Raw genomic sequence first — 17037 nt, 5'->3', positions numbered from 1 at the left:
TATTAATTGATGAGGCATATTTGGACTTTACTAAACAGCAATCCCTTAGCAATATCGTAAATGACCACAAAAATATTATTATAGCCAAAACATTTTCCAAAATGTATGGTTTGGCTGGAGCACGGATTGGGTATGCGATTGCAAACAAAACACTAATTGATAATTTGTCAAATTTACAATCCAATACAAATAATAGCGTTAGTGTAGTATCAAAACTTGCTGCAATAGCTTCGTTGAACGATGATAAATTTGTTTCAAATTGCTACTTGCTAAATGAAAATATTAGACAATACACTATCAGCGAACTCAAAAAATTAAATTGTGAATGCATTTCTTCTACTACAAATTTCATCTATTTTTCTCTTGCCCAATACAACAAAGACTATTTTAATCAATTAGAAAACAATGCTATTCAAGGGGGAAGAATATATGAAGAGCGAGGTAAATGGACAAGGATTACAGTGGGTAAAATGGATGAAATGAAAAAATTTATTAAGGCATTACAATAAAAAACTACTGCCAACATCCCTTTAGCCCCATTACTTCTTAAAACAAACCCGATAGTTTTCAAAAAACTATCGGGTTTGAAAAAATAAAAAACCTCTTTCCAATGATTTCGGGAAGAGGTTTTTAGTTTTTATACTCTGAAATTAAGTATTCTATTTATTGGAAACAGTAGCCGCATTAATTCTTGTAAGCAATTTTTTCTTTAACTTTCGGTATTGAGAAAAATGCTTCTCTACTTTTTCTTTGTAGGCAAGATGATTCGTACTATAAAAATTTTCACACATCATATCGGGCATCTTGAATTGCACTGTCGAATTTAATCGAACTACATCTTCTGGCATGTCTGCATCTTTCTTCAATTCAGCAGATTTCAATTCATTAGCCAATTTTTTTATGGCACTTTTTTGTCCAATGTCATTTGATTCTCCACCTAATACTAATATGTTTTCACTTTTTCGTATTCTTTCTTCTCAACTAGTATTTTGCCGTAGTTCATACTGATTTCATTTTTTTGTGTAATGTCTTATGGAAATATACCTCTTTGTTTGTAGGTAAGTTCAATTCTATCAATAGCAACCTTGTAGGCTGCCGAACGCATCCCTGTTTTCTTTTCTTTCGAAATAGACTCCACTTTTCTGAATACTTCAGTCAGTTTACGTTCTAATTTGGTCATCACTTCATCAATTGTCCACAATTCACCGTTTCGGTTTTGAAGCCATTCGAAGTAGCTCCCTATAACACCACCTGAATTACAAAGAATATCTGGTATAACTAATATGTTATTGTTAAGTAGAATTTGTTCTCCTTCAACATCTGTTGGGCCATTAGCTCCTTCAGCAACCATATCCGCCTTAATTTTACCTGCATTAGCACCAGTAATCTGATTTCCTAATGCTGCTGGAATTACAATATTGCATTCCAATCCAAAAAAGTCATTAGGTTCCATTTCTATTGCAGAAGGAAATCCTTGAATAGATCCTTTACGAGGTTTACAGTGTGCACCTAATTCTTCAACATCAATACCTTCTTTATTGTAAAGTGTAGCATGAGCATCTTAAACTGCTATAAGAATAGCCCCTTCTTTAACTAAAAAGTGCGATACCCAGTAGCCTACATTACCATAACCTTGCACGATAAATGTTTTTCCTTTCAAGGTTTCTTTACGAGTTTCATAGGCTAATTTAATAGTCAAATACACTCCGAATCCTGTAGAACGGTCTCTGCCTTATAATCCTCCGGATCCAACTGGTTTTCCAGTAACAATATGCTTATTTCTTGATCTTTCTGCGGTAGGTTTTGTCGACATATACGTGTCAGCAATCCAAGCCATAGTTTGCTCATTAGTATTAACGTCTGGTGCAGGAATGTCATATTCTGGTCCGATATTATCGCCTAAAGCGAAAGTAAAACGACGCGTAATCCTTTCCAATTCTCCAATCGAATAATCGCGAGGATCCAATTGAATTCCACCTTTTGCTCCACCATAAGGTAATCCCGCCAAAGATGTTTTCCACGTCATCCACATTGCCAACGCTTTTGCATCATTAATATCAAGAGAGGGATGATAACGAAGTCCTCCTTTGTAGGGACCAAGAACGTTGTTATGCTGCACTCTGTATCCTGTAAAAACTTTGATATCTCCGTTATCAAGTTTTACTGGAAAGTGAACTACAATTTCATTGGTTGTGGCTTCTAATATCTTTCTGATATTTTTATCCAAATGGATTTCATCTGCAATTTTGTTAAACTGCTGCATAACAGTTTCATACATGCTTTTTTTCTCGCTTAGTGTGCTCATAAGATTTATTGCTAGTGTTCGCAAAATATTTTGTTGTTCTGTTTCCAAGTACAGTCATTTACCAAATTACAATTGATGCACAGACCTGAAAAATGGACGTCCAAAGATAAAGAGTTACTACTATTAATTGCTGTTTTTTCTGAAGAGTTTTTAATTAATGAGGAACTATTTCCTCGCAGAACGGTCTTGTAAACGTGCACTTCTAGTGCTTCTTTTAAATTCACGATTCACTTTGCTTTTTTACTATTTTACTCACCAAAGGCAAAGAGCATGCCACAGGTCGAATGTAAAAAAACACAGCTGATTTTCAATTATTTGCGTTATAAAGCTTTATATATAACTAAACTAAACCGAGGAGAAATCTACCATACGAGGAAAAATTACCCCCGATGTCGCGGATTTGCAATCCGTGACACTAAAAACAAGAAATTATCATGGAATGCAATTCCGCTCAATCTAAAATAAAAAAAGTCCCGATAAAATCGGGACTTTACTTTTTATACTATTGCTACAACTTAAAAATAAAACTCTCGCTTGGTTTCAAACTCAGTTGTATCGTTCCTTTGCCGTCAGTAACTTTTAACTGCGTCGTGCTACCATAAAGTTGGTCTTTCACGTTGTACAATCCGTCTTTTAAGTTCCATGTTTTGATTACATCTTCTGGAACTTTCAATTCAAAATGACTAGTAGTTACCCATGAGAAATTCACTACTACAATCAGTTTTTCTTTATCAGACCAGCGCACATAGGAGTAGATTCCAGCATCGTACATTTTGGTTTCATTTCTGTTTAAGGTATGGATTTCTTGATATTTTCCCATCAAAGCATTACTCTTTATCGTAAAGTTCAAAAGGCGTTTGTAAAAATCGCGTAAGTCTTTTTCACTTTTTGACAATGCGCCACCATCAAACTTACCGCCATTCATCCAACGTTGGTGATGCGGAACTCCAATGTAATCAAAAATAGAAGTCCGCGATGGTTTTCCGAATCCGGCATCTTCTTTTCCGTCTTCACCTACTTCCTGTCCAAAATAAATCATGGTTGGTGATGTACTAATCGTAGCCGAAACCACCATCATAGGCTTCCCTTTTTCGGGAGTTCCAGCAAATTCTAGACTTGCCAAACGTTGTTCGTCATGATTGTCTAAAAAGTGCAACATATGATGTTCAATATCTTTCATATCTTCTTGAATATCCGAAAGCGGATCTGGCATGGCACTTCCGTGGATGATGGCTTTTAAATGATCGTACGTTTCTACTTTGTCGTACAGATAATCCATTTTTCCAAGATTGATATAATTTCTATATTCTTTCGGATTGTAAACCTCAGCCAATAAAAACGCATCCGGATTTTTCATTTTGATTGCCGAATTCATATAACTCCAAAATTCATATGGAACCATTTCAGCCATATCATAACGGAAACCATCAATACCTTTCGCGGTCCAATACAAAGCAATATCACGGAATTTCTTCCAAGAACTCGGAACGTCTTTACCTTTCCAGAATTCATAATGCGTCTTGTAATCTTTAGTATCGTATCCTGCAGGCAATTCAGGAAAATCTTTAGACCCATCTGGTTTTATTCCATAATTTACTTTTACCGTTTCGTACCAATCGTTAATATCGGGCTTTGCTTGACGCGAACCATTTCCGGTCCATTTTGCTGGATTCTCTGTGAATTTGCCATCACTTAACGGATTTCGTTCTCCATTTAAAGGTCGGTAAGTATTGGATGTTGGTACCTCAAACGATTTGCCCGGAATATAATAGAAGTTATTGTCTCTCGCGTATTCTAATGAAGTATCATCTTCTGCACCAAAATCGGTAACGCCTTTCGGATTGGTTAAACTGTGGTAATTGCGCGCAATATGATTCGGAACAATATCAATAATAACCTTCAATCCGTTAGTGTGTGTCCGAGTAATCAAAGCCTGAAACTCCTCTAATCTTTTAGCAGGATTTACAGCCAAATCGGGATTCACATTATAATAATCTTTAACCGCATAAGGCGAACCAGCGCGGCCTTTTACAATATCTGGATCATCATTAGATATTCCGTATTTGGTATAATCTCGAATTACATCATGATGCGGAACTCCGGTATACCATATGTAAGTCACGCCCAGTTTTTTGATTTCCTGCAGTGCTTTATCGGTAAAATCATTGAACTTCCCTACTCCATTTTCTTCAATGGTTCCCCATGGTTTATTGGTTGTATTTTTATTTCCAAACAACCGCGTGAATACTTGATAGACTACATCTTTTTTTGGCTTGTTTACTACTTTTGGTTTGGCATCCATAGAGGTCATTTTTTGGGCAAGGCTTGTATTAGTTACTATACAACTCAATACTATCGCAACGGTTAAACTTGTTTTCATATTGTACTTTCGACTTAAAATTGGTTCAGTAAGTCGTAACTACAAATATAAAGAAATAGTGGTTTTATATTTCAATTGACTGTAAAAATGAAATAATAATCAAAACCAAGCTAATAATAAGTTAAATCCACAGAATAAAAATTCATTGAATTATTACTCAACAATGCTTTTATCTTTGTTTCAGAAATTAAAATCAAATAGTTTTGAAAACCACATCTAAAATAGTTTTATATAGCTTTCTGCTTTTTGCAGGCAATTTTGGCTGGTCACAACAGACAACTATTGATAGCCTAAAAAGAGTTTTTAAAGTAACCAAAACCGACACGTCAAGAGTTAACATCTACAATAAATTAGCATTCGAATTCAAAGAAAGCAATACAGATTCAGCTTTTTATTATGCAACGAAAGCTGAAAAACTGTCTCAGAAAATTAAATATCACACTGGTTTGGCAACTGCAGCAATCAATCACGGAAATATTAACATCATTTTAGGAAATTATAATGAAGGCAAAAAGAGTTTTAAAAGAGCGCAAATAATCTTTCAGAAATTGGTTGATGATGATTCTAATAATAAAAGTTACAAAAATGGTCTTGCCAGAAGTTATGCTAGTTTAGGTGTTATTTTTTCACAGGAAGGCAATTATTACGAAGCAATCGAAAATTATGAAAAGGCTTTGTCTCTTTATATCAAAATTGATCAAAAGAGCAGCATCTCAAAAGCTTACAACAATATTGGCATCGTTTACAAATCGAGACGAAATAATAAAAAAGCGATAGAATACTTCAAAAAAGCTCTAAAAATTCAGGAAGAAATTGGCGAACAAACCTTGCCGGTAACTATGACTAATATTGGCGTAATTTATTTTGAAGACAATAATTTATCCCAAGCCTATTCTTATTATATTAAGGCTGAAAAGTTATTCAAAACTACCCAAAACACTCGTGGATTGGCTTTGCTCTATAACTATTTTGGCGATTATTACATAAAAATGAAAGCTAGAGAAAAAGCAGAAATTCATTATAAAACAGCTCTTGATTTATATGAAAGCCTTCAAAATAAATTTGGCGCATCATTAGCGCTTTACAACCTTGGAGCTTTGTATTATAATCAGCAGAAATATACCGAAGCAATGCCATTGGCTACAAAATCTTTGGCTTATGCAAACGAACTTCAAATTCTTGACCAAATCTATCATTCTGAAAAATTGGTGAGTGATATTTATGGAGCCCAAAATCAGCCTGCACTTTCTTTAGAACATTTCAAAAACTACATCATTGCCCGCGACAGTCTGAATACTATGGAAAGCACAAGAAAATTTGATCGTGCTGAAATGGATTTTGAGTTTCAGAAAAAAGAAGCCTTGTTTTTGGAGAAAAACAAACGGGAACATTTACTGCTTATCTTTTCAATTATTGGTTCGCTTTTACTGATTGGTTTGATTTTCGTTTTAATCAACCGCCATCAGGTAAAAAGACGTTTGACGCTTCAGAAAGAAGTTGCCGAATACGAGCAGAAAGCTTTGCACCTTCAGATGAATCCGCATTTTGTATTTAATTGCTTAGGTTCAATTTCGAGTTTCATCGTGCAAAACGGAACCGATTCTGCCCTGAAATATTTATCAAAATTTTCAAAACTAATGCGTCTGACACTAGAATATTCTAAAGATGCTCTGATCCCGATTGATAAAGAAATTGAAAGTCTACAAAACTACCTGGAACTAGAGCAACTGCGTTTTCATGACAAGTTTGACTTCAAAATACAATCGAGCGAAAGGGTAGAATTTAATATGGGATTGCCGCCACTTTTAATACAGCCATTTGTAGAAAATGCGATTCTACATGGTTTAGTTCCAAAAGAAGGAAGCGGAACCATCATTGTTGATTTTGATGTTCAGAATGACCAATTGGTTTGTACCATCTGGGATAACGGAATCGGAATTACAAAATCGGCATCCATTAAAGAAAATTCAATGAAAGCGCACAAATCAATGGCTTTGGAAATTACCAAAAAGCGATTGGAAATTATGGAAGCCACCATTTCAAAATCAGCACAAATTGAGATAAAAGAATTGGAAGAAAACAATATTGTAACAGGAACGAGAGTTACGTTGCGATTGCCAAAACAATATATACAGTAACTAGTAATTAGTAATTAGTGAATAGCCAAAAGCTCAAACTAATTACCAGTCACTAATCACTAATCACTAATCACTAAAATATGATAACAGCAGTATTAATAGACGATGACAAGCATTTAAGAACAGGTTTAAAAGCACTTTTAGAACGCTACACTAATGAAATTAATATTATTGGCGAAGCCGAAAGCGTAAAAACTGGAGTTGCCCTACTGGAGAAACTGCAGCCACAAGTGTTGTTTTTGGATATTCATTTATCAGACGGAACCGGATTTGACATTTTGGAAAAATTAGCAAACACGAAAGGCAAAACCAATGCGCATATTGTTTTTATTACGGCACACGAACAATACGCAGTGAAAGCTTTTAAATTTAGTGCGCTAGATTTCATCCTAAAGCCTGTCGACCCTGAAGAACTGCAGCATACGATTGCTAAGATTAAAGCTGTTGTTGGTAAAAACAGTTCATTTGAACATATTGATTTATTGCTGGAAAACATCCGCAAAAAAGTTGATAATTTTAAACGAATCGCATTGTCAACCAGCGATGGGATTCATCTTTTTGATGTTTCGGATATTATCCGTTGTGAAGCCAAAGTAAATTACACCGAGTTTTTTATCAAAAATCATAAGCCGTTATTGATTTCGAGAACACTAAAAGAATTTGAAGAAATGTTAACCGAGCACGGATTTGAACGTATACATCAATCCCATCTGATTAATCTTTCTTATCTCAAATCGTATATCAAATCGGATGGCGGTTATGTGATTATGTCCGATAATGCAAATATACCGCTTGCACAAAGCAAAAGAGAAAAATTGCAGGAACTAATTAAAGCATTGTAATTGTTGATTAAAGTCTTTGATTGCAGATAAAAGATAACAGATATCAAATTAATAAAAATATTACTATGAAAACTACTAATTTACATCCAGATAATTCAACCTCAAAATTGAAAACTATGAAAACTAAACTATTACTTCTGTTATTGCTCTTCGTAGGAATAGCAAATGCACAGATTGTAACTATACCTGATTCAAATTTTAAAGCAAGTTTATTGTCTGCAAATGCGAGTACGGTACAAATAGCAAAAAACTTTAGCGACCAATGGATTGCAATTGATGCCAATAATGATGGTGAAATCCAGGTTAGTGAAGCTCAAGCAGTAAAACTCTTGGCAGTTTCACATTTTGCTATTACAGATATTACTGGACTTAGTAGTTTTAGTAATCTTCAAACTCTGAGCTTAAGCAATTGCGGTATTACTTCTTTAGATTTAAATGCGATGACAAGTCTTAGATCATTGTCTTGTTTTAATATGGTTTTAATGTCATCATTGAGTATAAATAATTTGACCAACCTGACTGAGTTAAATTGTATCGGATCATTCAATCTTACCTCATTAAATGTAAGCAGCCTTACTAGTCTTACTAAACTGACTTGTATATATGGTGGACTTTCTACCTTAAACATAAATGGATTGACTAATTTAACCGAATTGAAATGCTCAGGAAATCAGTTGACTAACTTAAATGGAATACCAACAAGCATTGCCAAATTAAATTGCTCTGAAAATTTACTTACCAATTTAAATTTGACTGGACTAACAAGTCTTTCCGAATTAGATTGTTCTCGCAACCAGTTGATTAACTTGGACGGACTACCAAATCTTACCATACTAAATTGTTCCTACAATAACCTCACATCTATGAATGTTGTTGGACTTACCAATCTTAATACGCTTCTTTGTTCTGGTAATAATTATACTAGTTTCACACTTAACGGACTTTCTAACCTAGTGACTTTAGATTGTAATGGCAATAATGACCTGACAACAGTAAGCCTGACAAATTTACCTCTCTTGGAAGACTTTAACGTGGTTGGCACAGTTTCCATGAATGGTAATCCTATAGGCCATCTGACCAGCTTGACTTTAAGCGGTTTGCCTAATTTGAAAAAATTGAATTGTAGCAATAATGTCATAACGGCTTTAAATTTAAATGGGCTAACCAATATAACAGAATTGACTTGCTCCAGAAACCAACTTACAAGTTTAAATGTAAGCAACCTGCCGAATCTGCAAAAACTAATTTGCGACACCAACCCTATTGAAAATTTGGATGTTTCCAATATGCCTAATTTGACAATATTGAGATGTGCGGGCGGTTATGCCGATGGCGTCACAAGTCAGATTATTGGTCTTTTAAATACTTTAAACGTTAGCGGATCGACCAACTTGAAAGAACTATATTGCGACTATAGCCTACTTACAAATATAAACGTTACGGGTTTGACAAACCTAGAGGTGTTATACTGCGTTGGTTTAGGCAATGGTTTTGGACAGCTTACTTCTTTAGATGTAAATGGCTTACCAAACCTAAAAAGATTGAATTGTTCCAACCAAAACCTTACCACTTTGAATATAAGCAACCTTGTTAATCTTACTGATTTATATTGCTCTTATAACCATATTACAAGTTTAGACCTGACAGGTTTAGTCAATCTTAAAACATTGGATTATAATTACAACCAATTGGCCAATTTGAATTTGGTTAATTTACCAAATCTTACCTCCTTAAATTGTGACAATAATCAACTGACTACTTTGAATGTGCTTAATCTAACCAATCTTAAAGATTTAAGTTGTGCTATTAATCAACTTACGACATTAAATTTAAGCGGGTTATCATCTCTTGAAACTTTGAATTTTTCATACAATCAAATTTCACTCTCCAACGTGAGTGGCTTGTCAACCAATTTAAAATCCTTGTATTGTGACAATAATGAAATTACAAGTTTAGATGTTAGTAATTTACCAAATCTTGAGACATTAAGTAGTGCTAATAATCAGCTTATAAGTATTGATGTAAGCAGTTTAAATAACCTTAAATTTTTAGATATAAGCACTAATCAACTTACAACTATTAACGTCAGCAACTTAACTGTTCTTGAATATTTAGATGTGTATCAAAACCTATTAACATCATTAGATTTGAATGGTTTAACAACTGTAAAACAATTAAGTTACTCAGAAAATGTGATCCCAAATTTGGATGTTAGTTTTCTAATCAATCTAGAAATGCTTCAATGCGACAATACACAATCAACAGTTTTGGATGTAACTGCTTTAAACAAACTGACTAATTTATCTTGTAGCTATAATCAACTTACGACTTTAGATGTTTCTACATTACACAACTTACAATATTTAGGTTGTAATAATAATCTACTTACAACAGTAGACGTTAATAACTCACCCAATCTCCTAAATTTAACTTGTGGTAGCAACCAACTGACCAATTTATTCTTGAAAAATGGAAAGGATGAACAAGGTGTAGATTTTAGCAATAACCCTAATCTACAATACATCTGTGCAGATGTAAGCCAGCTCCAAACAATCCAAACACAACTTAATGATTTTGGAATGAACGCTACTGTTAGCAATTCATACTGTTCTTTCACTCCGGGCGGAAATCATAACACCATTTCCGGAATAGCGATTTTTGATGCCGACAATAATGGCTGTGATGTCACGGATGTAGTCAATCCGTTTGTGAGATTTGATATAAACGATGGCGCGGCAACCGGAGCAACAGTAACCAATATCAACGGTACTTATAATTATTACACTGATGCTGGCACTTACACAATAGCACCAAATGTTGAAAATCAGGCTTGGTTTGACTTTTCACCAGCTTCTGCAGATTTTACTTTTGCAAATGCCAATAACAATATTTCAACTCAGAACTTTTGCATTGCTGCAATAGGAACACATAAAGACATTGAAGTTGTTTTTGCACCAATGGAGCCAGCAAGACCGGGATTTAACGCCAAATACAAAATTGTATATAAAAATAAAGGAAACCAAATGCATTCAGGAAGTGTTACTTTAAACTTTGACGATGCGAGAACTGATTTAGTTTCTTCAGATCCGGCGCCTGATACTATGGGAACAAACTCTCTAGTTTGGAACTATACCAACTTAATGCCTTTTGAAAACAGAAGGATAATTGTAACGCTTAATTTGAATGCACCAACTGAAACTCCAGCACTAAACAATGGAGACATTCTTAACTTTACGGCTGCAATAACTCCAGTAACAGGAGATGAAATTCCTGCAGACAATCAGTACAATTTTAATCAAACAGTTGTTGGTTCTTACGATCCTAACACTATCGAATGTTTAGAAGGAGAAATGGTTTCGCCAACAGAAATTGGAAACTACCTGCATTATGCCATCAACTTTGAAAACTTAGGAACTTTCTATGCGGAAAATATTGTGGTCAGAAGTGAAATTGATCCAACAAAATACGATATTTCAACGCTGCAAGTGATGAATACTTCTCATGCATCGTACACCAGAATCTCAGGAAATACTGTTGAATTTGTTTTTCAGGGCATCAATCTGGCGGCAGCAACAGGAACACCACCAGTTGGAGGTCACGGAGATGTATTATTTAAGATAAGAACCAATGATAATTTAGGAAACAATGATAGGGTTTTACAAAATGCAGGAATTTATTTCGACTATAATTTCCCAGTAATAACAAATGATGCCGAAACTACTTTTGCAGCATTAAGCAATCCTATTTTTGAGCAAGACAACTCGGTGACCATTTATCCAAACCCAACCAATTCAATCATAAATATTGATAGCAATTTCACAATCCAAACTATTGAACTGTACGATATTCAGGGAAGACTTTTAGAAACTCATTTTGAAGAAGCAACATCTTTCAGACTTGATATTACGGGCAAATCAAATGGCATTTACTTTATCAAAATCAAAACTGACAAAGGAAGCAAAGTTGAAAAAATAGTAAAAAAATAGTTATAAGTTAAATAAGCAATAAAAAGCGTGAATTGGGAAACTGATTTACGCTTTTTGAGTTTTTCTTAAATAATTGGTAATAAACAATTACATTGTTCGTAATTTCATAAATTTGACACAAATATTTATTCATTGAAAAAGTTACTTTTTTATATAGGATTGCTGTCGTTTACTATGACCAATGTAAATGCACAGAAATCATCCAAAATAATAATCGAACATTCCGATTTTGCAAATGTCAATCAAGACGAAATTCCAGATGCGTTACTATTAACCGGTAATGTTAGAGTAAGCCACGATGGCGTTGTTTTCACGTGTAATAAAGCCTATGTTTTCCAAAAAGAAAATTATTTAAAGGCTTTTGGAGAAGTCCAAATGGTTCAAGGAGACACGCTTTTTCTAAACAGTAAATATGCCGAATACAACGGTGAAGCCAAAAAAGCATACGCCACTGGAAATGTAGTTATGCGTTCTACGGATGCTACTTTGGTCACCGATACCATCAATTTTGATAGAAATATTCAGCAGGCTTTTTACAATTCTTTTGGAACAATAACTAGCAAGGAAAACACACTAAAAAGTAAATCCGGACGTTATTTTGCCACTGAAAAGAAGTTTAAATTCTTAACGGCAGTTACGATTACTAATCCTAAATACGTTATCAAGTCCAATCATTTGGATTATTATACCAATTCGGGTCACTCCTATTTATTTGGTCCGTCAACAATTACCAGTAAAGAGAATTTCATTTACACCGAAAAGGGTTTTTATGATACGAAAAAGAACTTGGCCTATTTTAAACGAAAATCCTATATCAAATACAAAGACCGCCGCATTGAAGCGGATAGTTTGTATTATGATCGAAACAGAGAATATGCATCGGGAACTAATAATGTCAAAATCACCGACTCTATAAATAAAGGCGTAATTAAAGGTCATTATGCCGAAATTTACCGCAACCTGAAAACCGAAAAAGATTCGATGATGGTTACCAAAAGAGCCGTTGCTATTACGTTAGTAGAAAAGGATTCCATGTACATTCACGGAAAAAAAATGCTCATCACAGGAAAGGTTGGCGAACGAATTATACGCGGATTCAACAACGTACGTTTCTACAAAACAGACATGAGTGGTAAATGTGATTCGCTTCATTCTGATCAAAAAACAGCCTTGACCAAACTCATTGGTAAACCCATATTGTGGAATTACGAAAACCAAATGACGGGCGATGTAATGCATCTTATTGGAAACAACAAAACTGAAAAACTCGATTCGCTTAAGGTGCTAAACAATGCGTTTATAGTTTCGAAAGATACCGTTGGCACTGGTTATAATCAAGTAAAAGGAATGAATCTCTATGGTAAATTCAAAGACAACAAACTCAATGAAGTCGATATCATAAAAAATACCGAAATCATTTATTATATGCGAAATGATCTGCAAGAATTGATTGGCATCAACAAAAGTGTCGGAAGTAAAATAAATTTGATTTTGGATAAGAATACCATCGAAAGCATCACCATTTTCAACAAACCGGATGGGGAAATTTATCCCGAAAAAGAACTACCCGAAAACGCAAGGAAACTTCGCGGATTAGTATGGCGTGGTGAAGAACGAATAAAATCAAAAGACGATATCTTCCCGCCCGAAGAAAACGAATTGGATGCTAAAATTCAAGCACTAAGTAAAATCGAAATGGAAAAAGAAAATATTCCATTAGAACCAAGTCAAGAAACGTTGAATTATGACAAACCAAAGCCAAAAGCTAAGACTACTTCGAGTAAAAAAGAGGCGAAAGCAAAGGTGAAATAGCACTCAGAATTCAGTCACAGTTTTCAGTTATTTAAAATTCAAATAACCGAATAACCGAATAACCAAATCCACAAATGAAACAAGATTTTCTAAAATACCAGGCACAAACATCTCCGTACCCTTTAGGAATGGAAGTTTCACATGCTATTGGTTCCTATATTTACGATTCAAATACTAAAAAATACCTTGATTTTGTAGCTGGAGTTTCAGCTACAAGTTTGGGCCATCAGCATCCAAAAGTCAACCAAGCCATTAAAGACCAACTTGATAAATATTCACACGTAATGGTTTATGGAGAATATGCCCAGCATCCAGCGGTTGCTTACTGCAAATTGTTGGTTGAAAATTTACATCCGAGTTTAAATAAAGTCTATTTGGTAAACTCGGGAACAGAAGCTTGCGAAGGTGCCTTAAAACTAGTTCGAAGAGTTACAGGAAGAAGCCAATTGATTTCGTGCCACAATGCATACCACGGAAACACTATGGGTTCAATGAGTGTAATGGGTTTTGAAGAACGCAAGCAAGTCTTTCGTCCTTTAGTTCCTGATGTGGATTTTATCACGTTCAATAATGAAGATGATATTCAAAAAATCACTACAAAAACTGCCGGAATCATTCTGGAGAGTATTCAGGGCGGTGCGGGTTTTATTGAACCACAAAATGATTTCTTAGCTAAAGTCAAAAAGCGTTGCGAAGAAGTTGGTGCCTTAATGATACTGGACGAAATTCAACCCGGATTTGGAAGAACCGGAAAACTGTTTGGTTACGAAAACTACAATGTTGTTCCCGACGTAGTTATTATAGGAAAAGGAATGGCCGGTGGAATGCCTGTTGGCGGATTTGTGGCCAATGAGAAGTACATGGATTTGCTAACCCATGATCCAAAGCTGGGTCATATCACCACATTTGGCGGTCATCCTGTCATTGCGGCAGCCTGTTTAGCCACTTTGGAAGAAATTTTGGAAAAAGACTACTTATCGCAATCAATAGCTAAGGAAAAAATATTCAGAGCACTTTTGGTACATCCTTTGATAGAAGAAGTTCGCGGAAGAGGATTGATGCTCGCAGCAATGACAAAAAATGCGGAGATTACCAATAAAGTAATTTTCAAATGCCAAGAAAAAGGACTAATTTTATTTTGGTTGCTTTTTGAAACGAATGCAATCCGAATTACTCCGCCATTAACTATATCTGAAGATGAAATCAGAGAAGGATGCGCTATCATTATTGAAGCTATGAATGAGATTATCAGTGAAGAATGATGAGTAACGATTTTGGAGTACAGAATTAAAAATTTAAATACCAAGTCATTACTATTAAATCATCAATAAGGATTGTTAATTAAATTGTTTACAACAATACTTACGACTCACCATTAAAGCATCCCATTTCCCTAATTTTATTCTGGATAATTTTAATACCTACAATTATGCAAATGGATCACGAAGAAGAAGACTATAACTTATCCCTATCGAAATTTGAATCAATGTTAAAAACAAACAAAGTATTCTTTTTCGATTCAGAGGAATTTGAGGAAATCATACTGCATTACCTCGATATGGGAAAAGCTACTTTAGCCAAAAAAGCACTTAAATTAGGATTAGACCAACACCCAAAATCTACTGGATTGAAACTAGTTCAGGTAGAAATGCTTGTGTACGACGACAAATTGGATCAGGCAGAAAAGTTACTTAACGAATTGTACGCTATTGAGCCAACCAACGAAGAAATTTTTATCCAAAAAGCCAATATTTACTCTAAAAGAGACGACCACGAAAAAGCGGTTGAATACTTAAAAACGGCCCTAAAATACACCGAAGATTTTGCGGATGTTTACAACCTAATAGGTATGGAATATCTTTTTATGGATAATCTTGAAGAGGCAAAACAAAGTTTTATCAAATGTCTCGAAGAGGATTTTGAAGATCAATCAGCGCTATATAACGTAGTGTATTGTTTCGAATTTTTAGATCAGAATCAGGAAGCGATAGATTATCTTAAAACGTATATCGATAGAAATCCCTATAGTGAAATCGCTTGGCACCAAACCGGTAGATTGTATTACGGTTTAAAAGATTACGAAAACGCCTCCAACAGTTTTCAGTTGGCAACCTACATAGACGATGAATTTGTAGGCGCTTTTATGGAAAGAGGAAAAGCCTTAGAACGCTTAAAAGAATATGCCGAGGCTATCGAATGTTATAATCGAACTATCGAATTAGACGATCCCACATCCTACGCATTGCTTCGTATTGGTAAATGTCATGAGAAATTGGGTAACAAAGTTGAAGCCTTAAAGTATTTCAACAAAACGGTTCACGAAGATCCGTTATTAGATAAAGGATGGATTGCGATTACCGACTTTTATGTGCGCCAGAAAAACTATCCAAAAGCATTGTATTTTGTAAACAAAGCTTTAGCAATAGACGATCAAAATCGTTTGTATTGGAAGCGTTATGCGACCATCAATAAAGCGATGGATCATTTTGAAGAAGCCGAATTTGGATACAGAAAAGCTATTGAATTTGGTGATTACCAATTAGATACTTGGTTATTCTGGGTTGATATTATGCTAATTATGGGCGAATACAACAACGCGATTTTGACCTTAATGCAAGCATCTGAATATTTCCCTGACGATTACGAAATTGAATACCGTTTGGCGGGTTTTCATATGTTATTAAACGAAGAGGAAAAAGGGAACTTTCATTTGAGTAATGCGTTGCGGATTAATTTCAAACACAAAACTATCCTTGAAGAAATGTTTCCAACCGTTTGGGACAGAATATCAGTGCAAGAATACATCAATAAAAACAAAAAACCAGAATAATGTCAAGAAGACTTTATGGTCTCATTGGAAAAAATATTTCCTATTCTTTTTCAAAAAAATATTTCACGGATAAATTTGCTTTGGGGAATCTGGAAGACTGTGTTTACGAGAATTTTGATCTTGAAACCATTGAAGAATTCCCAACACTAATTGCGAACAATCCCGATTTAAAAGGATTGAACATAACCATTCCCTGCAAAGAATCTATAATTCCATATTTGAATAAACTTTCGCAGAATGCTGCCCAAATTGGAGCTGTGAATGTGGTTCGATTTACAAAAAAAGGAAAACTCAAAGGCTATAATTCTGATTACTATGGGTTCATGAAATCTTTAGAACCATTATTGGAACCGCATCATAAAAAAGCATTAATTCTTGGAACAGGTGGAGCGGCTAAAGCGGTTTCATTTGCATTAGACCAACTCGGAATTTTGTACACTTTTGTCACGCGCGAAGAAAAAGAAGGCATGATTGATTACAACCGAATCAATGCTACAACTTTTGACAATCATCAGATAATCATCAACTGTACGCCGATTGGCACAAGTCCAAATACAAAAGAATTTCCACAAATTCCGTATACTTTTTTTACAGATAAACATATTGCTTTCGATTTAATTTACAATCCAGAAGAAACTCAATTTTTGAAAAAAGCCAAAAAGAAAGGAGCAGTTACCAAAAACGGCTACGAAATGTTAGTGCTTCAAGCAGAAAAAGCATGGAAAATATGGAATAAATAAACCG

At 34.8% G+C, this 17037-nt stretch carries 10 protein-coding genes and 1 pseudogene; 8 read left to right on the top strand and 3 right to left on the bottom strand.

Going from position 1 to position 17037, the window contains the following annotated elements; genetic code table 11:
- The coding region (locus tag PSU83_RS06545) for an aminotransferase class I/II-fold pyridoxal phosphate-dependent enzyme (RefSeq protein WP_300588109.1) at positions 1-509 on the top strand (509 nt) is incomplete at its 5' end.
- Positions 510-659: 150 nt separating this feature from the next.
- Here the strand turns inward: PSU83_RS06545 and PSU83_RS06540 are convergent.
- From PSU83_RS06540 to PSU83_RS06530, 3 genes and pseudogenes are all read right to left on the bottom strand, one after another.
- On the bottom strand, positions 660-893 hold the full coding sequence (locus PSU83_RS06540) for a hypothetical protein (protein ID WP_300588108.1): 234 nt from the start codon (positions 891-893) through the stop codon (positions 660-662).
- 137 nt (positions 894-1030) lie between these two features.
- Positions 1031-2305 (bottom strand): annotated as a pseudogene (locus tag PSU83_RS06535) (Glu/Leu/Phe/Val dehydrogenase).
- 508 nt (positions 2306-2813) lie between these two features.
- Positions 2814-4616, bottom strand: coding sequence for an alpha-amylase family glycosyl hydrolase (locus tag PSU83_RS06530; RefSeq protein ID WP_300588113.1), 1803 nt, complete (start codon positions 4614-4616; stop codon positions 2814-2816).
- 272 nt (positions 4617-4888) lie between these two features.
- Here PSU83_RS06530 and PSU83_RS06525 point away from each other — a divergent pair, with 272 nt between their 5' ends.
- The 7 genes from PSU83_RS06525 (at position 4889) to PSU83_RS06495 (ending at position 17033) form a co-directional block, all read left to right on the top strand.
- Positions 4889-6823 carry a tetratricopeptide repeat protein gene (locus PSU83_RS06525; protein WP_300588105.1) on the top strand — a complete coding sequence of 645 codons (1935 nt, stop codon included), beginning with the start codon at positions 4889-4891 and terminating at the stop codon, positions 6821-6823.
- Between the two features lie 80 nt (positions 6824-6903).
- Positions 6904-7665: a LytTR family DNA-binding domain-containing protein gene (locus PSU83_RS06520; protein ID WP_300588103.1), complete on the top strand. Its 762-nt coding sequence runs from the start codon at positions 6904-6906 to the stop codon at positions 7663-7665.
- 116 nt (positions 7666-7781) lie between these two features.
- Positions 7782-11651: a T9SS type A sorting domain-containing protein gene (locus PSU83_RS06515; protein ID WP_300588101.1), complete on the top strand. Its 3870-nt coding sequence runs from the start codon at positions 7782-7784 to the stop codon at positions 11649-11651.
- A 174-nt stretch (positions 11652-11825) separates the two neighbouring features.
- Entirely contained in the window at positions 11826-13463 is a 1638-nt protein-coding gene (locus tag PSU83_RS06510; RefSeq protein WP_300588111.1) for an OstA-like protein, read from the top strand.
- Between the two features lie 74 nt (positions 13464-13537).
- Complete coding sequence (locus PSU83_RS06505) at positions 13538-14725, top strand: aspartate aminotransferase family protein (protein WP_300588099.1); 1188 nt, start codon at positions 13538-13540, stop codon at positions 14723-14725.
- A gap of 167 nt (positions 14726-14892) precedes the next feature.
- Positions 14893-16293, top strand: coding sequence for a tetratricopeptide repeat protein (locus PSU83_RS06500; protein WP_300588097.1), 1401 nt, complete (start codon positions 14893-14895; stop codon positions 16291-16293).
- Positions 16293-17033, top strand: coding sequence for a shikimate dehydrogenase (locus PSU83_RS06495; RefSeq protein ID WP_300588095.1), 741 nt, complete (start codon positions 16293-16295; stop codon positions 17031-17033). The genes PSU83_RS06500 and PSU83_RS06495 overlap by 1 nt, the downstream gene beginning before the upstream one ends.
- Positions 17034-17037: the final 4 nt, after the last annotated feature.

The organism is Flavobacterium sp., from assembly GCF_029945805.1.
In the GTDB taxonomy this organism is placed as follows: Bacteria; Bacteroidota; Bacteroidia; order Flavobacteriales; family Flavobacteriaceae; genus Flavobacterium.
The sequence above is the reverse complement of the archived record's forward strand: the minus strand, read 5'-3'. Positions and strand labels throughout refer to the sequence as shown.